The sequence below is a fragment of the Pseudomonas viridiflava genome, from assembly GCF_003702045.1.
GTDB classification, from domain to species: Bacteria; Pseudomonadota; Gammaproteobacteria; order Pseudomonadales; family Pseudomonadaceae; genus Aquipseudomonas; species Aquipseudomonas viridiflava_C.
Genome location: NZ_RBTP01000069.1, coordinates 97,684 through 119,508, shown reverse-complemented (window position 1 = coordinate 119,508; position 21,825 = coordinate 97,684). Strand labels below are relative to the sequence as shown.

Annotated in this window: 20 protein-coding genes; 14 read left to right on the top strand and 6 right to left on the bottom strand. The window is 60.1% G+C overall.

The features are described 5' to 3' along the window. Positions 1-76 precede the first annotated feature (76 nt). From ALP40_RS21255 to ALP40_RS21245, 3 genes are all read right to left on the bottom strand, one after another. Positions 77-2,923 (bottom strand): class I adenylate cyclase, encoded by a 2,847-nt coding sequence (locus tag ALP40_RS21255; protein WP_122210145.1) that lies wholly within the window; start codon positions 2,921-2,923, stop codon positions 77-79. Between the two features lie 186 nt (positions 2,924-3,109). Further along, the gene (locus ALP40_RS21250; protein ID WP_122210144.1) at positions 3,110-3,358 is read right to left on the bottom strand and encodes a TIGR02647 family protein; all 249 of its coding nucleotides are present in this window, start codon (positions 3,356-3,358) and stop codon (positions 3,110-3,112) included. A gap of 217 nt (positions 3,359-3,575) precedes the next feature. Beyond that, complete coding sequence (locus ALP40_RS21245; protein ID WP_122210143.1) at positions 3,576-3,851, bottom strand: hypothetical protein; 276 nt, start codon at positions 3,849-3,851, stop codon at positions 3,576-3,578. A gap of 196 nt (positions 3,852-4,047) precedes the next feature. Between ALP40_RS21245 and ALP40_RS21240 the strand changes: the two genes are divergently transcribed. Next, entirely contained in the window at positions 4,048-4,722 is a 675-nt protein-coding gene (locus tag ALP40_RS21240) for a glutathione S-transferase family protein (protein WP_122210142.1), read from the top strand. A gap of 134 nt (positions 4,723-4,856) precedes the next feature. Here the strand turns inward: ALP40_RS21240 and argH are convergent, their stop codons facing one another. Beyond that, the gene (argH, locus tag ALP40_RS21235) at positions 4,857-6,251 is read right to left on the bottom strand and encodes an argininosuccinate lyase (RefSeq protein ID WP_122210141.1); all 1,395 of its coding nucleotides are present in this window, start codon (positions 6,249-6,251) and stop codon (positions 4,857-4,859) included. Positions 6,252-6,385: 134 nt separating this feature from the next. On the opposite strand from argH, the gene ALP40_RS21230 reads away from it, so the two are divergent. From ALP40_RS21230 to rsd, 8 genes are all read left to right on the top strand, one after another. After that, a complete protein-coding gene (locus tag ALP40_RS21230) occupies positions 6,386-7,468 on the top strand; it encodes a sensor histidine kinase (RefSeq protein WP_122210140.1) in 1,083 nt (360 codons plus the stop codon). Continuing rightward, complete coding sequence (locus ALP40_RS21225; RefSeq protein WP_122210139.1) at positions 7,465-8,211, top strand: LytTR family DNA-binding domain-containing protein; 747 nt, start codon at positions 7,465-7,467, stop codon at positions 8,209-8,211. The genes ALP40_RS21230 and ALP40_RS21225 overlap by 4 nt, the downstream gene beginning before the upstream one ends. Before the next feature lie 226 nt (positions 8,212-8,437). Then, positions 8,438-9,379 (top strand): hydroxymethylbilane synthase, encoded by a 942-nt coding sequence (gene hemC, locus ALP40_RS21220; protein ID WP_122210138.1) that lies wholly within the window; start codon positions 8,438-8,440, stop codon positions 9,377-9,379. After that, positions 9,376-10,152 carry a uroporphyrinogen-III synthase gene (locus tag ALP40_RS21215; RefSeq protein ID WP_122210137.1) on the top strand — a complete coding sequence of 259 codons (777 nt, stop codon included), beginning with the start codon at positions 9,376-9,378 and terminating at the stop codon, positions 10,150-10,152. Before hemC ends, ALP40_RS21215 begins: the two co-directional genes overlap by 4 nt. Positions 10,153-10,203: 51 nt before the next feature. Continuing rightward, positions 10,204-11,325, top strand: a complete 1,122-nt coding sequence (locus tag ALP40_RS21210; protein ID WP_181115205.1) for a uroporphyrinogen-III C-methyltransferase — start codon at positions 10,204-10,206, stop codon at positions 11,323-11,325. Beyond that, entirely contained in the window at positions 11,322-12,572 is a 1,251-nt protein-coding gene (locus ALP40_RS21205) for a heme biosynthesis protein HemY (protein WP_122210135.1), read from the top strand. Before ALP40_RS21210 ends, ALP40_RS21205 begins: the two co-directional genes overlap by 4 nt. A 231-nt stretch (positions 12,573-12,803) precedes the next feature. Continuing rightward, the gene (locus ALP40_RS21200) at positions 12,804-13,331 is read left to right on the top strand and encodes a disulfide bond formation protein B (RefSeq protein WP_122210134.1); all 528 of its coding nucleotides are present in this window, start codon (positions 12,804-12,806) and stop codon (positions 13,329-13,331) included. Positions 13,332-13,505: 174 nt separating this feature from the next. Then, a complete protein-coding gene (rsd, locus tag ALP40_RS21195) occupies positions 13,506-13,979 on the top strand; it encodes a sigma D regulator (protein WP_122210133.1) in 474 nt (157 codons plus the stop codon). 74 nt (positions 13,980-14,053) lie between these two features. On the opposite strand, the gene ALP40_RS21190 is transcribed toward rsd, so the two are convergent. Beyond that, on the bottom strand, positions 14,054-14,728 hold the full coding sequence (locus tag ALP40_RS21190) for an FKBP-type peptidyl-prolyl cis-trans isomerase (RefSeq protein WP_122210132.1): 675 nt from the start codon (positions 14,726-14,728) through the stop codon (positions 14,054-14,056). A 216-nt stretch (positions 14,729-14,944) separates the two neighbouring features. On the opposite strand from ALP40_RS21190, the gene ALP40_RS21180 reads away from it, so the two are divergent. Continuing rightward, complete coding sequence (locus ALP40_RS21180) at positions 14,945-15,973, top strand: AlgP family protein (RefSeq protein WP_122210130.1); 1,029 nt, start codon at positions 14,945-14,947, stop codon at positions 15,971-15,973. Here ALP40_RS21180 and ALP40_RS21175 read toward each other — a convergent pair. After that, on the bottom strand, positions 15,970-16,440 hold the full coding sequence (locus ALP40_RS21175) for a TIGR02444 family protein (RefSeq protein WP_122210129.1): 471 nt from the start codon (positions 16,438-16,440) through the stop codon (positions 15,970-15,972). The genes ALP40_RS21180 and ALP40_RS21175 overlap by 4 nt on opposite strands. Before the next feature lie 46 nt (positions 16,441-16,486). Here ALP40_RS21175 and ALP40_RS21170 point away from each other — a divergent pair, with 46 nt between their 5' ends. From ALP40_RS21170 to ALP40_RS21155, 4 genes are all read left to right on the top strand, one after another. Then, entirely contained in the window at positions 16,487-18,397 is a 1,911-nt protein-coding gene (locus tag ALP40_RS21170) for an ATP-binding cassette domain-containing protein (RefSeq protein ID WP_122210128.1), read from the top strand. Beyond that, positions 18,397-18,990 carry a mechanosensitive ion channel family protein gene (locus tag ALP40_RS21165; RefSeq protein ID WP_122210127.1) on the top strand — a complete coding sequence of 198 codons (594 nt, stop codon included), beginning with the start codon at positions 18,397-18,399 and terminating at the stop codon, positions 18,988-18,990. Before ALP40_RS21170 ends, ALP40_RS21165 begins: the two co-directional genes overlap by 1 nt. A gap of 67 nt (positions 18,991-19,057) precedes the next feature. Beyond that, complete coding sequence (locus tag ALP40_RS21160; RefSeq protein ID WP_122210126.1) at positions 19,058-19,690, top strand: LysE family transporter; 633 nt, start codon at positions 19,058-19,060, stop codon at positions 19,688-19,690. A gap of 104 nt (positions 19,691-19,794) precedes the next feature. Next, complete coding sequence (locus ALP40_RS21155; protein WP_122210125.1) at positions 19,795-21,705, top strand: FTR1 family protein; 1,911 nt, start codon at positions 19,795-19,797, stop codon at positions 21,703-21,705. The last annotated feature ends 120 nt before the right edge of the window (positions 21,706-21,825 follow it).

Below are 21,825 nucleotides of genomic sequence, written 5' to 3'. Positions count from 1 at the left end.
AGCCCGGGACGCTCTGCGTCCCATTGGGTCGGCTTGCGCAAATCGTGAGGAGTGATCAGGCTCAACGACCTCAGCCTCAGGCCTCTTCCATCGCCTCATTGAGCAGCTTTTCCAGTTCGGCCTTGTGGCGCAGGAACAGGATGCTCTGGCCGTGCCCGTCGTCGAGCAGGCCCGACAGGTCCAGGTCGGTGATGTAGCAGCGATAGCGCTTGGGCTCCAGGCGCTTGCCGAGGATCTGCTTGGCCACCGCGTCGTACAACTGATCGCCATATTCCAGTTCGGAAAACTCGCTGTTATCGCAATACAGCGTGACGTTCAGTTGCCCCGGTGACGACTCCTCGATAATGGCCTGCACGTCATAGAACGGCTTGTCCGCCGCAGTGGGCGCCATGCGCGGTTCGATGCGGCGTGCGCGTGAAGTGCCGGACGGCATCACTTGGTAGTACAGGGTTTCCAGCAGAACCGGCTCGCTGGGGTCGTCCAGCGGCAGTGATGCGCCACGGCGATAAACCAGCGAATGGAAGAAGCGCTGCAGTGGCATCAACAGGCTCTGCTCATCGTGATAGGGCAGGCGCTGATGCCAGAGCGAATTGTGCTCGTCCAGCACATACAGGTCCGCGTCCGCCTCGTTGATTCGGTAGAACACTTGAATGCATTCCGGCTGCCCGAACGGCAGAATCAAGGCCAGATCGTGGCTGTCCAGTGCGTGGGGATCCAGGTGCAGCGGGCTGTACCGGGGCAGTTCTTCGCCCAGGTATTTGAAGAGCCCCGGCAGGCTGTTGACCACCACATGGCCCACTCGGCCGGGCGCGATTTCCAGCACGTGATATTGCTGCTGCACCTGAATCAGGTAGCGGTGATTGAGCTGTCGGGCGAGCAGCAGGCGCGCAGTGCTGACCAGTTCTTCGACCCGCTGCGCGATGGCCGGCGCACGGTTGTGACAGAAGCAGCGGACATGGATCTTCGGCTGACTGGCACCCTGCGGCAAGCTGCCAAGCAGTTCGCTCAGGCAGTCGAGGAGGGCATGCTGCCCGTCGTAACGAGTGACCAGCGTTTCATTCCAGGTATTGAGCGTGACCTGATCCAAGGTCAGCACCAGGTTTTCCCGAACGCCGGCGTAGCTGAGCGAGTCGGTTCGCTCCGTGGTCATCAGGATGTTCAGCTCGCGGTGATGCTTGAGCGGGTCGATACCGACGTTGACCAGCAGCAGTATTTCTTTGGGCTCACTAGGCTGAAGCAAGGCTTCGTCGCTGACTTCGGGCAGCGGCAATTCAATGGTATGTCGCAGCGCGCTTAGCAGATTGAACAGCTCGAACTCGCTCAAGTCGCTGGTGCCAGGGTGCAGCGCCAGGCGGCTGGTGGCGTCGATCACATTGTTGCGATGACACCACGCCAACAGCTCAAGCAACTCGCGGCTGCGTTTGATCGGCGAAAAATTGGCCAGTTCGTGAATGCCGAGGTTGCCGTTGTACAGCGCCCACTGATGTTTGCCGGGCTCGCGCTTGTCGGGCGAATGCACCAGCGTCAGCGTATCCTCGGCCAGATCCGGGGCGATGCCCGGGTTAATGAACTCGACCTTGCCCGCCTTGCGTTCGAAGGCTGCGTACAGGCGACGCCCCAGAATGGTCAGGTCGCGTGGGTCGAGGGCTTCAGCGGTGCTCTGCAACCGGGCGAACTGCGTCTGGAAGCGATAGCTGTAATTGAGCTCATTGACCAGTGCGCGACGCTCATGCGCCACCTGACGCACTTTCCACTGGCTGCGGCTATCGAGCAGCGCCAGTTGGCGATCATCCCAACCCCACTCCTGGGTCAGACGCTCCAGCAACTGACGCTGCCAACTGTTGCTGCGTTGGCGGGCCGGGCCGGTGAGCTTCTTGTTGACCTTCAGGTACAGGCTGCGCCTCACCAGCTCCAGGCGTTCGGCCTCTTTGCGGGCCAACAAGTGTTCTTCGATGCGTCGGTACACGACCATGTAAGGGTCGAGCTCGTCCAGGTCCAGCTGATTGGCGAACACCGCCTGCTTGAAACGCAGACTCAGGCATTGGACTCTGGGATGTTCACTTGAGTACACCTCGATCAGCAGCAGTTTGAGCACGGATTTGTAGGGTGACTCGATGCCCTTGAACAACTGCCACAAGCCCGCCCCCACGAATTCCGCAGGCGGGATTTGCGCCATCGGCCCAAGATCGACGACTTCGTCTGCGCGAATGAATCGCTTGGACAGCAGCGTGTGGGTGTACGCCTCGTAGCCCTGCTCTTCATAGACGGGCACCAGCCACCACATCGGCGTGCGCCCGGCCAGCCAGATGGCCGTGCGGTAAAACTCGTCCAGCAGCAGGTAATGCTGGGTTGTGCCGCAGTCCTCGGAGCTGAGTTGCGTGTCGCGATCACCCGCCCTGAAACGTTCCGGGTCGATCAAAAAGAAATGAGCCTCGGCGCCCATCGTCGCGGCCCAGGTTTCCAGCGCCTGGCATTTTTTACGCAGCTCGGCGATGGCCTCTTCGTCGAGCGCGCTGTCATGGCAGACCCACACGTCCATGTCGCTCTGCTCGGCCTGTGCCAGCGTGCCGAGGCTGCCCATCAGAAACAGCCCGTGAATCGGCTGGGGCGGATTGCCGTGTCGGACCCTGTAGGAAAACGAGCGTGTCATCCGCTGTGCTTCGGCCAGTGCCTGCGCATCGGGTTCGTAATGGGAGACACCGGCAGGCGTAGTGCCGGAGACGTAACCGGGCAACAGTGGGTGATTGACGTGGAAGAACAGCGGCAGCAGGGTCAGGACGGTCTGCTGGCGCGTCGACATTCCTTCCATTGCACGGGCGTACCGCCCGTCATTGAGAGTCAGGAAGCGGTTACGCAGCTGGCTGAGAACCTTACGGTCGATACCCTCATCCAGGTCGGGGCGGATTTCAAGATTACGCGTCATCACAACTCAAGGCATCTGGCCTGTGCAGGCGTGGATTAACTGAGCAAGATGGCGAAGAAGATTTGCAGCCGAAAGAAGGCAGGTTCGGTCGGGTTGTTATTCTGGCGCCAATTTTTTATATCGGCCTGTACCGCGATAAATGAAGGGCTTGCCACGCTATTTTTTGTGCGCAAGCCCTTGGGGCACTCAGGCGGCTTCTTTGGATACGTTCAGAATGGTCAGTAACGACTGGGCGTGTTCAGCGGCTTCAAGCCCCAGGCTTGTGAGGTAACCGCCATCGACCTGGGTCGTCAGGCCTTTTTCAAAGAGTCTTTTTGCAGCTGCAATGGCTGTGGGGGCCGCCACGTGATGGACTTTCAGGCCTTCCTGGGTATTGCCCAGATTGAACAGTGCAAGGATTTCCAGTTCGGCAACCAGCTCAGGGGTATACGACATAGGTGCTCCAGACTTTTTGTAGTAGTACGACCTCGCAGGCTGCGGGTGTGCTCTGGAATCGACGTGTCCGTGCTGCGCTCGTCGGTTCTGGATGACCGCTGAAGCCGGCTTGGCGTGAGAGCCCCGGAGGATTTAGCGGCAGCGGGGCTTTCGCAGTGTAGTCCAGCGTCTGGAGAATTTGCAGCATATATCTGAGCGGTTTGAAGCAACGTGCCGGTTATTTTTCCGGCGGCAACTCGGGCAGTGCGCGCAGGGCGGTTTCGTACCAATCGGTGTTGAACGCGCGGTCCTGCTCCAGCATGGCGTCGATCTCGATGGCCAGTACGTGAGCCATCAGTTCAAGGATGTCTTCACGCTCGTAACCGACCAGTGTCAGCTTGTTTAACGTGGCCTTGGCCGCTGGCGGGTTGTCGGCTTCGATCTGGTTTTCGATGGCTTCGATCAGGGTCGAAGCGGTGAACTCTTCTTCGTCGTTGTCGATGGCGTCAGTCATGGTGATTCCTCAAGTAAGGCAGGCAGTTTAACCGGATTCTGTGGATCAGGGCATTTGTGGGATATGCAGAAAGGATGCGTAGGACGGGTCTTTCACCATCAAAAAAATGACTTAAGTCATGGGTGGGGAAACGTAGATGGATAGGCTTCGGGGAGTTGACGAATGGCGTTAACAGGCAGGGTCAGGGAGGCCAGCGATGCTGAAGCTTTACGGGTTTGCATCAAGCAATTATTTCAATATGGTCAAGTTGGCGCTCTTGGAAAAGCAGATGCCATTCGAAGAAGTGCCGCTGTTCGGTTGCCAGAGCCCTCATGTGCTGGCGGTCAGCGCACGGGGCAAGGTGCCGGTGCTGGGTACGACCGAAGGCTTCATCAGTGAGACGGATGTCATTCTGCGCTACATCGAGGAAATCTGCCCGGAGCGGCCATTGCTGCCCGCTGACGCGTTCTCGCGCGCTCAGGTGTGGACTATCGCCAAGGAAATCGAGCTGTACATCGAATTGCCTGCGCGGGTGTGCTACGCCGAAGTGATATTCGGCGGCAGGCCGACGCCGCCTGACCTGAAAGCCAAGGCCCGTCGTGATCTGGTCAAAGGCATTGCCGCTCTGGCCCAGCGCGCCCGCTTTGCGCCTTACGTGGCGGGCGAGCGGTTCAGCGTGGCAGATGTGTATTTCCTGTACAGCATCGATCTCGCGCAGCAGGTAGGCGAGCGGTTGTTTGACGAGGATTTTCTGGGGGACATGCCCAAGGCGCAAGCCTTGCTGGAGCGGCTGGCCATGAATCCGAATGTGCAGCGAGTCGCAGCAGACAAAGAAGCCGACTGGCCCGCATTCATGGCGCGTGTGAGGCCCGATGGGCGTCAGGCAGGGTAGCTCTGATTGAACACCAGATTGTGCTCCGCGCTCACCACAACGTCGCGATAAGCATGTGGCGCGGGCACGATGTCGGCTGTAGGAGCGGACCGGGGGGGCGGTCCGCTCCTACAGGGGATGGCCTTAATCCAGTATCAGCGACCCGCCAGCAGTTCCTGTCCGCGAACGACTGCGGCGCGTACTTGTTCCGGGGCGGTGCCGCCGATGTGGTTGCGTGCATTGACCGAGCCTTCAAGGGTCAGCACAGCAAACACATCCTGTTCGATCTCATCGCTGAACTGGCGCAGTTCGTCCAGGCTCATTTCAGCCAGGTCCTTGCCGGTATCCACACCGTACTTCACCGCATGGCCGACGATTTCGTGGCAATCGCGGAACGGCAGGCCACGGCGAACCAGGTAGTCCGCCAGATCGGTCGCTGTCGAGAAGCCACGCAAGGCCGCTTCACGCATGATGGCGTGCTTAGGCTTGATCGCAGGGATCATGTCGGCAAACGCACGCAGGGAGTCGCGCAGGGTGTCGGCAGCGTCGAACAGCGGCTCCTTGTCTTCCTGGTTGTCCTTGTTGTAAGCCAGCGGCTGGCCCTTCATCAATGTCAGCAGGCCCATGAGAGCGCCGAATACGCGACCGGTCTTGCCACGGACCAGCTCAGGAACGTCCGGGTTTTTCTTTTGCGGCATGATCGAGCTGCCGGTGCAGAAACGGTCTGGCAGATCGATGAACTGAAACTGCGCACTGGTCCAGAGCACCAGTTCTTCGGAAAAACGGGACAGGTGCATCATCGCCACAGAGGCAGCAGCGCAGAATTCGATGGCGAAGTCGCGATCCGACACGCCATCCAGCGAGTTGCCGCCCACGGCGTCGAAGCCCAGCAGTTTGCAGGTCAGTTCGCGGTCGATCGGGTAGGTGGTGCCTGCCAGTGCAGCGCTGCCCAATGGCATGCGGTTCAAGCGCTTGCGGCAATCCACCAGTCGCTCGTAATCACGGCTCAGCATCTCGAACCAGGCCAGCATATGGTGACCAAAAGTAACCGGCTGCGCAGTCTGCAAATGGGTAAAGCCCGGCATGATGGTGTCGGCTTCGCGTTCTGCCTGGCCCAGCAAACCTTTTTGCAAGCGCGTGATTTCGCTCAAAATCAGGTCGATTTCATCGCGCAGCCACAAGCGAATGTCCGTGGCCACCTGATCGTTGCGGCTGCGACCGGTGTGCAGCTTTTTACCGGTGATGCCGATACGATCGGTCAGGCGCGCTTCGATGTTCATGTGCACGTCTTCCAGATCGACGCGCCACTCGAAAGTACCCGCCTCGATCTCGGTCTGAATGGTGTTCAGGCCGTCGATGATCGTGTCACGCTCGACGTCAGTCAGGACGCCCACCTTGGCCAGCATGGTGGCGTGGGCGATGGAGCCCATGATGTCGTGGCGGTACAGGCGTTGATCGAAGGTGACGGAGGCGGTGAAGCGCGCGACGAACGCGTCGACGGGTTCACTGAAGCGGCCGCCCCAGGACTGGTTGGTCTTGTCGGTGCTCATGGATTCGCTCGTTGCTTTACGGAAAGTGACGTGCCCGATACGTGGCACAAAGGCGGTTATGATGATAACAGGCTTGATGCTTTTTTATTTCCGGATGTCTTGCCGCTGTCCCTGTCAGGGCCGAGACTGAGCCGATGCGAGATCAACCTGTAAAGCCCGACGCCGGGCGTGCTCCCGGCAAAGATTTCTTCCTTCCCGAACTGTGCCTGCCGCAAGCTTTGCTCGTGCTCGTCGTTCTGGCCGAGCTGCTGGTGCTTGTCCTTGTGCTGGTCGAGCCGATGCGAGAGAGCTTCAACTGGGTGCGACTGGCGTTGATGTCGCTGTTCGTGCAATGGATCGTGCTGCTGTCCGCCGCCTTGCTGTGCGGGCTGCGCCCTTGGCTGGCCCGGCTTTCACCCGGTCTGGCAGGGCTGCTCGGTTGTTTGCTGGTGGTGGGGCTGACGCTGTTATGCACGGCGGTTACGGATGTGTGCCAGCTCACGGGACGAATCACGGTGGGCGGGATGGTGGACCGTTACATCCGCTATTCGCTGATTGCCTTGATCATGTCGGCGCTGATGTTGCGCTACTTTTATCTGCAGAGTCAGTGGCGCAAACAGCAGCAGGGCGAGCTTCGGGCCAGGATCGAATCGCTGCAGGCGAGAATCCGGCCGCATTTTTTATTCAATACGCTCAACAGCATCGCCAGCCTGGTGGCTACCAATCCGTTGAAGGCCGAGCAGGCTGTGCTGGACCTCTCCGACCTTTTTCGTGCCAGCCTGGCCAAGCCCGGCAGCCTTGTAACGTGGGGTGAAGAGCTGGCTTTGGCAAAACGATATTTATCGATTGAGCAATATCGTCTCGGCGAGCGTCTACAGTTGGACTGGAGAGTCAGCGCAATTCCCGATGACTTGCCGATTCCCCAGCTAACCTTGCAGCCATTACTTGAAAACGCTTTGATCTATGGCATTGCCCCGCGAGTTGAAGGGGGTGTAGTAACAGTCGAAGCAGACTATAGAGAGGGAGAGTTCATATTGCGTGTCAGCAATCCCTATGAAGAAGTTGCCACTCGGCAGACTTCCAACGGTACTCAACAGGCCCTGACGAATATCGACGCTCGCATTACGGCACTTTTTGGCCCGTACGCCAGTCTGAGCGTGGAGCGCCGTGACGGTCGTCACTACACCTGTCTACGCTATCCTTGTGCGAGACTCACGCAGGAAGCCAGAGCTATATGAATGTCCTGATCGTTGATGACGAACCCCTGGCCCGCGAGCGACTGAGCCGATTGGTCGGCGAAATCGAGGGTTACCGGGTATTAGAACCCAGCGCCACAAATGGTGATGAAGCATTGGCGCTGATTGATAATCTCAAGCCTGATGTCGTGCTGCTGGATATCCGCATGCCGGGTATGGACGGCCTGCAGGTGGCCGCCAAACTGTGCGAGCGCGAAGCGCCTCCCGCCGTGGTTTTCTGTACGGCGCATGACGAGTTCGCGCTGGATGCTTTTCAGGTCAGTGCCGTCGGCTATCTGGTAAAGCCTGTGCGTCCCGAGCATCTTGTCGAAGCACTGAGAAAGGCCGAGCGGCCCAACCGCGTGCAGTTGGCTGCCATGACCAGACCCGCAGCCGAAAGCGGTAACGGCCCACGGACTCACATCAGTGCGCGCACGCGCAAAGGTATCGAGCTGATTCCGCTGGATCAGGTGATCTTTTTCATCGCCGACCATAAGTACGTGACCCTGCGTCACGAAGGCGGTGAAGTGCTGCTGGATGAGCCGCTCAAGGCGCTGGAAGACGAATTCGGTGATCGATTCGTGCGCATCCATCGCAACGCGCTGGTCGCTCGCGAGCGTATCGAACGTTTGCAGCGCACACCGCTCGGGCATTTTCAGTTGTTTCTGAAAGGCCTCAATGGTGATGCTCTGATCGTCAGTCGTCGTCATGTGGCTGGCGTTCGCAAAATGATGCAACAGTTGTAAACAATCACCGCGATGGTTTGCTCGCGAAGGCCGAGCCGTGGCACTGGCGCCAGATTCCAGGCCTCGGGTATTCCGGTTCTCTGCGAACAACCCCGTTCCGTACCTTTCAACGCGTGAACTGATGCCCTGCATGGGCAAGCGGCTTGGTGCTACTTTTCGGTCAACGCTGAAGCAAGCCCCCTTGAGCTGTTATTATCCGTCGCATTTACCCAGTACGGATCGTTCAATGTCTTCTCGCGAAATCCGCATCGCCACCCGCAAAAGTGCTCTGGCCCTCTGGCAGGCCGAGTACGTCAAGGCCCGGCTTGAACAGGCTCACCCAGGCCTGATCGTGACGTTGGTGCCGATGGTCAGTCGCGGCGACAAGCTGCTGGACTCGCCTTTGGCAAAAATCGGCGGCAAGGGTCTCTTCGTTAAAGAACTTGAAACGGCGCTTCTGGAAAACGAAGCCGACATCGCCGTGCACTCGATGAAAGACGTGCCAATGGACTTCCCTCAAGGGCTGGGTCTGTTCTGTATCTGTGAACGTGAAGATGCTCGCGATGCCTTTGTATCCAACACCTTCCCCAGTCTGGAAGCCTTGCCCTCCGGCAGCATCGTCGGGACCTCCAGCCTGCGTCGTCAGGCCCAACTGCTGGCACGTCGTCCCGATCTGACAATTCATTTCCTTCGCGGCAACGTCAATACGCGCTTGGCCAAGCTGGATTCGGGCGAGTATGACGCGATCATTCTGGCTGCCGCCGGCCTCATCCGACTGGGCTTTGAAGAGCGCATCACGTCAGCGATCAGCGTCCAGGACAGCCTGCCCGCTGGCGGTCAGGGTGCCGTGGGTATCGAGTGCCGCAGTGTCGATGCCGAAATTCACGCGCTGCTTGCGCCCTTGCACCACGAAGACACCGCTGTGCGCGTCATTGCCGAGCGTTCGCTGAACAAGCACCTCAACGGTGGCTGTCAGGTGCCGATCGCCTGCTACGCCGTACTGGAGGGCGATCAGGTCTGGTTGCGCGGTCTGGTCGGCGATCCATCCGGCAGTGTGTTGTTGCGGGCCGAGGCGCGCGCTTCGCAAACCGCTGCTCAGGCGCTGGGTGTCGAAGTGGCTGAAGCGCTTCTGGCTCAGGGGGCGGCGAAAATCCTCAAGGCCGTCTATGGCGAGGCCTCTGACGAATGAGTGCCTGGCGTCTGCTGCTGACCCGTCCTGCCGAGGAATCGGCAGCCCTGGCCAAGGTGCTGGCTGATGCCGGTATCTTCAGCAGCAGCCTGCCTCTTCTTGAAACCGAGCCTCTGGCGTTGACGCCTGCGCAACGCTCGGTCATCTTCGAGTTGCTCAATTATTGTGCTGTCATCGTCGTCAGCAAGCCCGCTGCGCGTCTGGCCATCGAGCTGATCGACGAGGTGTGGCCCCAGCCACCCATTCAGCCGTGGTTCAGCGTCGGCGCCGCCACCGGGCAGATACTGCTCGACTATGGTCTGGATGTCAGTTGGCCCGAACGCGGCGATGACAGCGAAGCGCTGCTGGATTTGCCAACGTTGCAGGCGGCGATTGCTCAGTCGGGCAGTCGTGTATTGATCATGCGCGGTGACGAAGGACGCGAGTTGCTGGCCGAGCGTTTACGTGAAAAAGGCGTCATTGTTGAATACCTGCCGCTGTATCGCCGTTATCTGCCAGAGTACCCGGCGCGGGCATTGCCGCAGCGTGTCGAGTTGGAACGCTTGAACGGGCTGGTGGTCAGCAGTGGGCAGGGTTTTGAACATCTGCTCAGGCTGGCAGGTGATCGCTGGCCGGATCTGGCCGGTCTGCCGTTGTTTGTACCCAGTCCCCGCGTTGCCGAGATGGCTCGTGCAGCAGGGGCTCTGACTGTTATTGATTGCCACGGCGCGAGCGCCGGGGCACTGCTGGCAGCGTTGCGGGATCAACCTCAGCCTGCCTTCAAGGCGTATTGATCGACTCTTTGTCGTTTACGCTATTACGCCAACATGCAAAGGATGGGATACGTGAGCGAAACAGCCTTGCCTAAAGACGAAGAATCGGTAGTGAAACCATCGGCATCCACGCCAGACCCTGTGCGCCCGGAGCGTTCGGGCAATCGCAACGGTGGGCTGGTGATTCTGGCATTGCTGCTGGGGATTGCGGGTGTCGCCGTGGCAGGCTGGGGCGTTTGGCAACTGCGGATGTTGCAGGCTGGCCACCAGCAGCAGCGCGGCGAGGTTCAGGACATCGCGGTGCAAACCCTGGCGCTCGCCCAGAGCGATCAGCAGCTCAATGCTCGTCTTGCTCAGTTCCCGCCCGCCGATCAGCTCGAGGACAGTCGCCGACTGGTTGCGCAACTGCAGGGCGACCAGCAACGTCTGAGCCAGCGTCTGGAAACCGTTCTGGGTGCCAGCCGCAAGGACTGGCGTCTGGCCGAGGCCGAACACTTGTTGCGTCTGGCCAGTCTGCGTCTCTCCGCATTGCAGGACATCAACAGTGCCGAGGCGCTTGTAGAAGGCGCCGACGAGATTCTGCGTGAACAGGATGACCCGGGTTCGTTTGCGGCGCGTGAGCAGCTCGCCAAAAGCCTGGGTGCGCTGCGCAGTGTCGAGCAGCCGGACCGCACCGGGTTGTTCCTGCAACTGGCTGCGCTGCGCGATCAGGCCGTGCAACTCAACAAGCTGGCCCCCGAGTACGAAGACAAGGGTGACACGCTACCAGGCATGGACACTGCCCAAGGCGAAGACAGTCAGTGGACGCGCTGGTGGGACCAGATTTCGCATTACTTCCGTGTCGATTTCAACGCCGACAAGGACATCCGTCCGGTGCTGGCAGGCCAGAGTTTGTCGCAGGTCCGTCTGGCCCTCAGCCTGACGCTGGAGCAGGCGCAGTGGGCCGCGCTCAACGGCGAGCCTGAGGTTTATGCCAAGGCGCTTTCAGAGGCCAGGAACGTTCTGCAAGCCAACTTCAGCGAGGACGACCCGCAAAACAAACTGCTGGGTGAGCGCCTCGAGGTCATTGCCGCGCAGCCGGTTGCAGTCAAGACGCCTGATCTGGCACCGAGCCTGAGTGCCGTGCAAGCCTACCTTGAGCGTCGTCATGCGTCGGGTCAGCCTGCTGAGGCGTTGCGAGGGACCAGTCCATGAAGCGTCTTTACGTACTGCTGTTCATCGCCATTGGCATTGCGGCGCTGGTCGGCGTCGCGATTGCCGAGCACTCCGGGTACGTGTTGATTGCGTACCAGAACTTTCGATATGAATCGAGCCTGTGGGCGACGCTGGCGCTGTTGATCGTCTTTCTGCTGGTGATTTTGCTTGTCCGTCTGGTGATCAATCTGCTGACAACGTCCGGCGGGGTGGTCAATCCCTGGTCGCGCCGCAATCGTCGGCGCCGCATCCAGATTGCAATCGAGCAGGGTCAGATGGACCTTGCCGAAGGGCGCTGGTCTAGCGCGCAACGTCACCTGCACCGCGCCGCAGAGGCCGATGCTCATCCGCTTCTTTACTACATCGGCGCGGCACGTGCGGCCAACGAGCAAGGTCACTACGAAGACTGTGACAATCTGCTGGAGCGTGCGCTAATCCGCCAGCCGCAGGCCGAGCTGGCCATTGCGTTGAATCACGCCCAGCTTCAGCAGGATCGCGGTGACACCGACGGCGCATTGACCACGCTGCAGGCCATGCACGAACGTCACCCTCACAACCCCCAGGTGCTGCGTCAGTTGCAGCGGCTCTATCAGCAGCGTGGCGATTGGTCCGCACTTATTCGTCTGATGCCCGAGCTGCGCAAGGATAAGGTACTGCCGCCTCAGGAACTCGCAGAGCTGGAACGCCGTGCCTGGGGCGAAAACCTGACGCTGGCGGCCTACCGCGAGGGCGGTGAGGGCGAAAGCGCACTGACCGGCCTGCCTTCGCTTGAGAAAGCCTGGCAAGGTTTGTCTTCGGCGCAACGTCAGGAGCCTCAATTGGTGCTGGCGTATGCCGACCAATTGCGTCGTCTGAACGCTGACGCGCAAGCTGAAGAAGTTCTGCGTGCGGCGCTCAAGCGCGATTACAACAGTCATTTGGCGCGGTTGTACGGCCTGGTGCGCGGCGGTGATCCGGCCAAACAGTTGCAAACGGCCGAGGGCTGGCTCAAGCATCATCCGCGCGATCCCAGCCTGCTGCTGAGTCTGGGTCGCATCTGCCTGCAAAGCCGACTGTGGGGCAAGGCGCGTGATTACCTGGAAAGCAGTCTGCGTCTTGAGCGCAACCCCGAAACCTGCGCAGAGCTGGCGCGCCTGCTTGCGCAACTGGGTGAGACGGACCGCAGCAACCAGCTTTTTCAGGAAGGGTTGGGTTTGCTCGATGAACGCATTCTGACGCGTCCGTTGCCAGCGCTGACCGGCGCTTGAGTCGAAACCGAAAAAAGAGCCCTGTCCGCAGGGCTTTTTTTCGCCTGAAATGTCTGGTTTTAACGCAAGCTTGAGTGGGCCGGAATGGTCCTACACCGCTCAGTCAAAAAGCCTCGCTGGTGCGTATGTTGTTTCCTTGTTTTGTGGCGACGTATCTGTACGGCGTTGCCTTGAAAGCGTCGAGCCCTTTCCTCTACCGTTAACGTCTCGTTTTTTTGTTACGGATCTGTCATGCATCTGGCCCGCACGCGTTCGTTGTTCTTTCTGGCATGCCTGACATGTGCATTGATCATTGCCGCTGTTCTTTACCTTCAGCGAGTCGTCGGGCTTGAGCCGTGTGCGCTGTGTCTGACTCAGCGGGCTGCAATGGTCAGCTACGGCGTTCTGACACTTGCTGCGGCCTGTCACTCTCCTGCCGCTGCTGGCTGGTGTCGGTATTGCGGGGCGTTGCTGCTGATCGCGCTGGCGGGAGCGGTGATGGCGGGGACTCAGGTCTGGTTGCAGACAGCCTCTGCCGATCAGTTGATTCCGCTGGTCGCGTCGCTGGAACGGCTGTTCGCCAGCGTGTCGCTTGGCAGCTGGAATGAGGGTTTGCGAGGTCAGGCGGCTTTCTGCGCGCAAGTCACCTGGTCACTGTTCGGACTCAGCCTTCCCGAGTGGAGCCTGCTGGCATTTGTGGGGCTGGCGTTGCTGCCGTTGTATCCCCTTTTGAGCGAGTTGAGCCTGTGGATAGCTGCCGGAAGTCGGGCCGACGATTAAACGCTTGTATGAACTTTATCTCCTGCGTACCTTGATGGCCTAGTCGAGCGGGCATAATCTGAGCCGCACGCGTCATTGGAAGTATGCTGTCCTGACGCTTTTATGAGGCCAGGTCCTTGAAAATCTTTAAGGCCGGCACAGGACCGCATGCCCCTGAAGGGAAGAGAGAACATCATGCTGGAAAGTTGTCAGAATGCTCAGGAACGCTGGGGTGGCGTCAATCTCCTGATTGACCGCTGGTTACAGGACCGCCATGAACTGATCGAGGCCTACGACGCACTGGGCGACACACCTGCTGCACTGGCGGCCGATCGCGCGGGGCTGCAGCGCTTTTGCGAGATCCTGGTCGATTACGTTTCGGCCGGACACTTCGAGGTTTACGAACAGCTCAGCAACGAAGCCAAGGCGTTCAACGATGAGCGCGGTCTTGAGCTGGCTGACACGATCTACCCGCGTCTGGATGTCATCACCAAATTCGCACTGGCCTTCAACGACCGCTGCGACAAGGGCGATTGCTCGGATTGCACGGTGGTTGCCAAGGAGTTCAACCAGTTGGGTCAGTTGCTGCATGAGCGTTTCGAACTGGAAGACTGCCTGATCGAAGTGCTGCACAACTCCCACAAGGAAGAGGTCACGGCTCAGGCCTGACCGGTTTCCGTTACTGCCGTAATCTGTTGTTGCCAAGGGTGCTTTTGCACCCTTTCGCGTTTCTGCGAGGCGGGTTACTGCGAGACGGCGATAAGCTCGATCTCGAAGATCAGCGGGGTGAACGGATCGATCAGGTCCCCTGCGCCTTCTGCGCCATAGGCCTGGTCCGACGGAATCACCAGCCGCCATTTCGCCCCGGTCGGCATCCCCTGCAACGCACTGGTCCAGCCACTGATGACGCTGTCGAGCCTGAACCATTGCGGCTGTTTGCTCTGGTCGAAAATGGTGCCATCCGGCAAGCGCCCCACATAGTTGACCTCGACTCGGCCATTGACGTCCGGTTTTGGCCCCGTACCTGGCGTGATTTCAGTCATCAGGATGCCGTCAGCCAACGTTTTCACGCCCGGCTTGGCTTTTTCGCTTTCCATGAAACGCTTTTCTGCACTCAGCGCTGCTTCGGTAGGCGCGTCCGTGCCCGTGGTTTCGGCCTGCGCCATCGCAGCATCGTGCTCACGCAAAATCTGATCGATGCGCTCCTGCTTGAGTGCGAGCGGCTTGCCTTGATAAGCCTGCTTCAACCCGTCCACCAACGCTTTCAGATCAAGGTCCGGCACTTCCTGATGCAAGCGCTCACCCAGGCTTGCGCCCAGGCTGTAGGCGAGGTCGTGAGAGTCGGTATTGGGCGGGTTTTCAGTCGCCTGAGCCAGCGGTAGCAAGAGAAACAACGACGTTAACAGGTAGCGCGACATGGATGCTCTCCGGCCTGGGAAGTCAGCGATTATGCCAGTGCAAGCGTCTGGGGTGATGGGTCTTGTGAGGTGAATTTTGCAAACGCTCCGAAACGGGGCCGACAATCATTTTTGGCAGTATGCAACAGGGCGTCATTCATGGTGTCAAGATGCCCTAGCGGCGGTGCGAGCAGAAGTCTAGTATGAGCCGCAATTTCGTCAGCCAGGAGGTAAGTCATGTCGGCCAAAAAGAAGCCAGTAAATACTCCGTTGCATTTGCTCCAACAACTATCGGGCAGCTTGCTTGAACATCTGGAAGACGCCTGTTCCCAAGCTTTGGCTGATGCCGAGAAACTGCTCGCCAAGCTTGAAAAACAACGCGGCAAGGCGCAGGAAAAACTGCACAAGTCCCGCACCAAATTGCAGGATGCCGCCACGGTCGGTAAGGCTAAGGCGCAGACCAAGGCCAAAAGTGCCGTGTCTGAACTGGAAGAGCTGCTGGATGCGCTCAAGGACCGTCAGACTGAAACCCGCACCTATATTCAGCACCTCAAGCGTGATGCGCAGGAAAGTCTGAAGCTTGCCCAAGGTATTGGCCGCGTCAAAGAGGCGGTTGGCAAGATCCTCACCACGCGTGACGCCAAACCTGCTTCCGCCCCTAAAGCGGCGGCCGCCAAGCCTGTTGCCAAGGCTGCGGTCGCCAAGGCGCCTGCTGCTAAGCCTTCTACTGCCAAAGCACCTGCAAGCAAAACACCTGCGGCCAAGGCTCCAGCCAAAACCGCCGCCAAGCCTTTGGCCAAACCCGCTGCTGCCAAAGCACCGGCCAAGGCTGCCGCCAAGCCCGTTACCAAGCCAGCCGTCAAAGCGCCATTGGCTGCCAAGACTGCCGCTGCCAAACCGACTGCAGCCAAACCCGCTGTTGCGAAAACCGCTGCCGCTAAGCCAGCAGTGGCCAAAGCGCCCGCCAAGCCTGTTGCTGCGAAGCCTGCAACCACCAAGGCGCCAGCCGCTAAAGCCACCGCCGCTGCCAAGCCTGCCGTCAAGGCGCCTGCCAAAGCGCCTGTGAAGGCAGCCGCCAAACCTGCGACTGCCAAGCCAGCCGCCAGGTCCGTGGCCAAACCTGCCGCTACGAAACCTGCAGCCGCCAAACCTGCAGCGACCGCGACGCCTGCGGTCAAGCCAGCAGCCGCGCCGGCACCTGCAACCCCATCGGCCGCGCCTGCACCTTCGGCAGCCAATGGCGCTACACCGACCAGCGCTTCCTAAGCGTCGGTCACCTCAGCCGCGATGCGCAGCACATGCAGCGCATCGCGGTTTTTTTCGGCCCTGGTTTCGTCAATCCCGTAAAGCCACGCCGAAATGTCTCGCCGCTTTGTGATAGGCCATCTTTCGGTCAGGGCTTCAAGTCGGTTCAGCAGCGTTTGCTCGGCGTCCAGTTCCAGCGCCTTGACCCTTACTCGCAAGTCGCTCAGCACCGCGTCATCTTGCGCCGCCGCTCGCCATTGAGTGCGCAATTCCCGTAAGGGCCGCACCACATCCTTCTGCCAAGGCGTTGCCAATTGTCCGATTTCAGACAATCGTTGAGCATTGCATTCGACACCGCGCAGCCCCAGCCATACCCCGCACAGCACCACGCATACGTCGGCCCCGCTGGCTTGCAGCTCAAGACATGCCTGTTCCACACCCGGTCGGGCGTAAAAATCCAGGGTGAAACTCCACAGGTCTGTAGGCATAGTGATCCACCTGTTCAGGACGAAGCTGGTAGACTCCGCCGCCATTATGATTCGACTTCAAAGCCTTACCTTACAGCGTGGTCCGCAACGTCTGCTAGAAGACGCCGAGCTGACCCTGCACGCCGGCCATAAAGCCGGTCTGATCGGTGCCAATGGCGCCGGTAAATCCAGCCTGTTCGCGTTGCTGCGCGGCGAGCTTACGCCTGATGCCGGTGACTGTCTGTTGCCGGCTGACTGGCGCATCGCTCACATGCGCCAGGAGGTCGACACGCTCGAGCGCCTGGGCGTGGACTACGTGCTTGATGGCGATGTGCGTCTGCGTGAGGTTCAGCGTCTGCTGGCCGAAGCCGAAGCCGCGCAGGACGGGGCCGCTCAGGCTCGTCTGCACTCGGAGCTCGACAGTGCCGACGGTTACACCGCCGATGCGCGTGCCCGCAAGTTGTTGGCGGGCCTGGGGTTCACCAACGAGCAGATGGAACGCGAGGTGGGCAGCTTCTCTGGTGGCTGGCGTATGCGCCTGAACCTGGCGCAGGCCTTGATGTGCCCTTCCGACCTGTTGCTGCTCGATGAGCCGACCAACCACTTGGACCTCGACGCAATTCTGTGGCTCGAAGACTGGCTGAAAAGCTATCCGGGCACGTTGCTGCTGATTTCCCACGACCGGGATTTTCTCGACGCCGTGGTCGACCACATCGCTCATGTCGAACAGCGCAAGATCACGCTTTACCGGGGTGGCTACAGCGCCTTCGAACGCGCCCGTGCCGAACGTCTGGCCCAGCAGCAACAGGCCTACGAGAAACAGCAGGTGCAGCGCGCGCACATGGAAAAATACATTGCGCGCTTCAAGGCCCAGGCCACCAAGGCGCGTCAGGCCCAGAGCCGGATAAAAGCGCTGGAGCGCATGGAAGAGTTGTCCGCTGCGCACGTGGACTCGCCTTTCAACTTCGTTTTCCGTGAGTCCGACAAAATATCCAGCCCGCTGCTGGACCTGTCCGAAGCGCGTTTGGGCTACGGCGACAAGACTGTTCTGGAAAAAGTGAAGCTGCAACTGACGCCGGGTGCGCGCATCGGTCTGCTGGGTCCTAACGGCGCAGGCAAATCGACGCTGATCAAGAACCTGGCAGGCGAGCTCTCCCCTCAGAGCGGCCGACTGGTACGCGGCGAGAACCTGACCGTGGGCTACTTCGCCCAGCATCAGCTCGATTCGCTGGACGCCAAGGCTACGCCGCTGCTGCACCTGCAACGCCTTGCGCCGACCGAGCGCGAGCAGACCCTGCGTGATTTTCTCGGCGGTTTTGACTTCCGTGGCGCACGTCTGGACGAGCCGGTACTGAATTTCTCCGGAGGCGAAAAGGCGCGTCTGGCGCTGGCTCTGATCGCGTGGGAAAAACCCAATTTGTTGCTGCTCGACGAACCCACCAACCACCTCGATCTGGAAATGCGTCTGGCGTTGACGATGGCGCTTCAGGAATTCGGTGGCGCTGTCCTGGTGGTGTCTCACGATCGCCACTTGCTCAAGAGTACGACCGACGACTTCCTGCTGGTGGCTGACGGCCGCGTTCAGGAGTTCGATGGCGATCTGGACGACTACACGCGCTGGTTGGCTGACTATCGACTGCGCAACGCGCCGGTGAGCAATACGCCGGTCAACGCCGACAAAACCGACAAGAAAGCCCAGCGTCAGCAGGCTGCTGCATTGCGCCAGCAACTGGCTCCGCACAAGCGCGAGGCCGACAAGCTGGAACGTGATCTGAGCACGTTGCACGAAAAACTCGCCAAGGTGGAAGAAGCCCTGGCCAATAGCACCAACTACGAGGCGGCCAACAAAGACAAGCTGCGCGAACTGTTGGCCGATCAGGCAAAACTGAAAGTGCGCGAGTCCGAGCTGGAAGACGCCTGGATGCAGGCCCTGGAATTGCTGGAGTCGATGCAGGCCGAGCTGGAAGCCTTGTCGTGATGGAGATGTTGGGTTTGCCTGTTTCTGCGTATTGGGTGGAACCGATTCTGTTGGGCGCGCAAATCCTGCTGATTCTCTTGGCGGGTTATGTGTTGCAGCGGGTCGTTGGACGTTTTCTGACCGGGCTGGGCGAGCGTTACCCATTGCCGCCCGAGCTTCTGGTGCCGGTGCGCGGCGGGCTGCGCTGGCTGATCATGGGCAGTGCCTTCGTCTTTGTGCTGGGGCGGCTCGGCGTTTCAGCCACGGTGTTGTGGACGGCGTTGTCCGGCTTTGTAGCGGTCGCCGCCGTGGCGTTCTTTGCCATGTGGAGCGTGTTGTCTAATCTGCTGTGCGCCATCCTGATCTTTACCATCGGACCGTTCCGCATCGGCGATCTGGTCGAGCTGGTCGACACGCTGGACAAGCCTGGCGTGAAAGGCCGTGTGGTGGCGATCAATCTGATGTTCACGACCTTGATCGAAACACCGGAAGCCGGCGGCGCATTGGTCCAGGTGCCCAACAGCCAGTTCTTCCAGAAATCGGTTCGCCGCTGGCGCGGCAGTGAACTGTATCCTCAGGCCCACCTCTCGACCCCGCAAGACGAGCAGGATTAGAAATCATTAGTCACACGGGCCGTTACGCACTAATTTAGCGAGCATTCGACTCTGCTTGAGGTGCGTGATGGCGCTTGAAACGTGGCTGGGCTTTTTGGCAGCCTGCTGGATAATCAGTCTTTCTCCGGGTGCAGGCGCTATCGCCTCCATGTCGTGCGGCGTGCAATACGGGTTCCTGCGCGGTTACTGGAATGCGCTGGGCTTACAGATCGCGTTGGCGTCGCAGATCGCGATTGTCGCAGCAGGGCTGGGCGCCGTGCTTGCAGCGTCCGAGCTTGCGTTCACGTTGATCAAGTGGTTTGGCGTGGCGTATCTGGTCTATCTGGGCATCAAGCAGTGGCGAGCGCTGCCTGTCGATCTTTCCGAAGGGTCGGCGGTTCGGCCGGTCGGCAGTCCCTCCAGGCTGGTCCTGCGTGGTTTTCTGGTCAATATCAGCAATCCCAAGGCGATGGTGTTCATGCTGGCGATCCTGCCGCAGTTCGTGGACCCGGCCGCACCGTTGTTGATGCAGTACGTGATCATCGCCGCAACGATGGTGACGGTGGATTTGATTGTGATGGCGGGCTACACCGGGCTTGCGTCTCGCATCCTCCGTACATTGAAGACGCCACTTCAGCAGCGCCGCCTGAATCGGACCTTTGCCAGCCTGTTCGTGGGCGCTGCGGGTTTTCTCGCGACGTTGCATCGCGGTACGGCGTAATGGGCATATCGTAAAACGCTGTAACAAAAAAACGCCCGGAGTATTGAGTAGCATCAATTTGACGTGAACAATGCAGCGCATCGCATTCTTATTGAGATTCACCAATGCACCTGCTTTCTCGTTCACTCGTCCGGCTGCTGACGTCCATGCTGTTGCTGTGCAGCTTCGGTGCGCTTGCCGATCCCGTAGAGGGGGCGGCCCAAGCGCTGCATGTGCTGGATTACCTCAGCGCGGACTATCCCGCGACGGTGGTGGACGGCAAAGTTATCGACAGCGCTGGGTATCAGAAGCAGCTCGACGCATTGCATGTGCTCCAGGGTCTGATGGTCGCGCTACCCCAGCGCACCGAACGTGCAGAGCTGGAGCAGGCTGCTGCCACCCTCAAAAAGGGTGTGGACGAGCGGCAGGACGGCGCGCTAGTGGCTCGCCAGGCCAGGCAACTGGGCGCGAAACTGGCGTTGGCCTATGAGGTCAGCCAGGCACCGGCAATCACCCCTGATCCTGCTCGCGGTGCGCCGCTGTATGCGCAGCATTGCTCGGTCTGCCACGGCGACACCGGCGCCGGTGATGGCCCTGCCGGTATTGGGCTTGAACCTGCGCCGGGAAACCTGCGCGATGTCGCGCGTCTGGACCGTCTGAGTCTTTATAGCCTTTACACCACCACGGGCCAGGGCATTGCGGGCACCGACATGCCTGCGTTTGCCGATCAACTGGATGATCGCCAGCGCTGGGACATTGCCACCTACATCGCCAGCTTCAGCGCGCAGCCGAGTGCCAATCCGACCAAAACATTCAACCTCGCGGACCTGGCGCGTCAGACGCCAGCCGAGATCCAGGCGGTCGAAGGCTCTGAGGCTGCCGCAACATTCCGCGCCCAGCGTTCCCAACCGCCTCAGGTTCAGCGCGGTCCTGCGCAGTTGCTCGACTACACCAGCGTGACCCTGGACAAGAGCCTGGCGGCCTATCGCTCCGGTGACCGTGAACAGGCTTACGATTTGTCGGTTGCCGCCTATCTGGAGGGTTTTGAGCTGGTCGAAAGCTCGCTGGACAACGTCGATGCCGAGGTTCGCAAGGACACTGAAAAAAGCCTGATGGCCTATCGTCAGTCGTTGCAGGACGGCCTGCCTGTCGCCCAGGCGGCGCAGAAGCTGGAAGCGGCCAAGGCAAAGTTGAAGCAGTCGGCAGACTTGCTGGGCAGCGACGGTCTGAGTCTGTCCCTGAGCTACATCTCGGGTCTGTTGATTCTGCTGCGTGAAGGGCTTGAAGCGATTCTGGTACTGGCCGCGATTCTGGCGTTCCTGCGTAATACCGGACAGCAATCGGCCGTGCGCAGCGTCAACGTGGGCTGGGGGCTTGCGCTGCTGGCCGGTTTGGCGACCTGGGCACTGGCAGCCTATGTGATCGATGTAAGCGGCGCGCAGCGTGAGCTGCTGGAGGGCGCCACGGCGCTGTTCGCCAGCGTGATGGTGCTGTGGCTGGGCGTCTGGATGCATGATCGTCGTCATGCTGCGGCCTGGCAGGATTACGTGAAGAGCAGTCTGGTCGGTGGCGGAGGGCGTTTCGGCTTCGCCGTGCTGGCGTTTTTCTCGGTGTACCGTGAACTGTTCGAGGTCATCCTGTTTTACGAAACCCTATGGCTTCAGGCCGGTCCTGCCGGACATAACGCGGTACTGGCGGGCGGCGCGACGGCGCTGGTGCTGCTGGTGGGGCTTGCGTGGATCATCCTGCGCGGCTCGGCGAAGTTGCCACTGACGCTATTCTTCGGTATCAACGCAGCCCTGCTGTGTGCGCTCTCGGTGGTGTTTGCCGGCCACGGCGTCAAGGCGTTGCAGGAAGCCGGGGTGTTCGGTACGCGGCCAGTGCCGTTCTTCGAGTTCGACTGGCTGGGCATTCATGCCGACGCCTATTCGCTGGGTGCGCAGGCCATCGCGCTGACAGCCATTGCGGTGCTGTACGGTCGCAGTCGTCTGGCGGAGAAACGCAGGCTCGAGGTGGCTGCGCAGAGACCGGGCTAAAACGGCGGCAGCTGGCGGAACACAAAGCCCGTGGGAGGCGGCTTGCCGGCGATAGCGGTAGGCCGGCCACTGATGGGCTGGCTGAAAAAACGCCTCGCCGGCAAGCTCGCTCCCACAGTT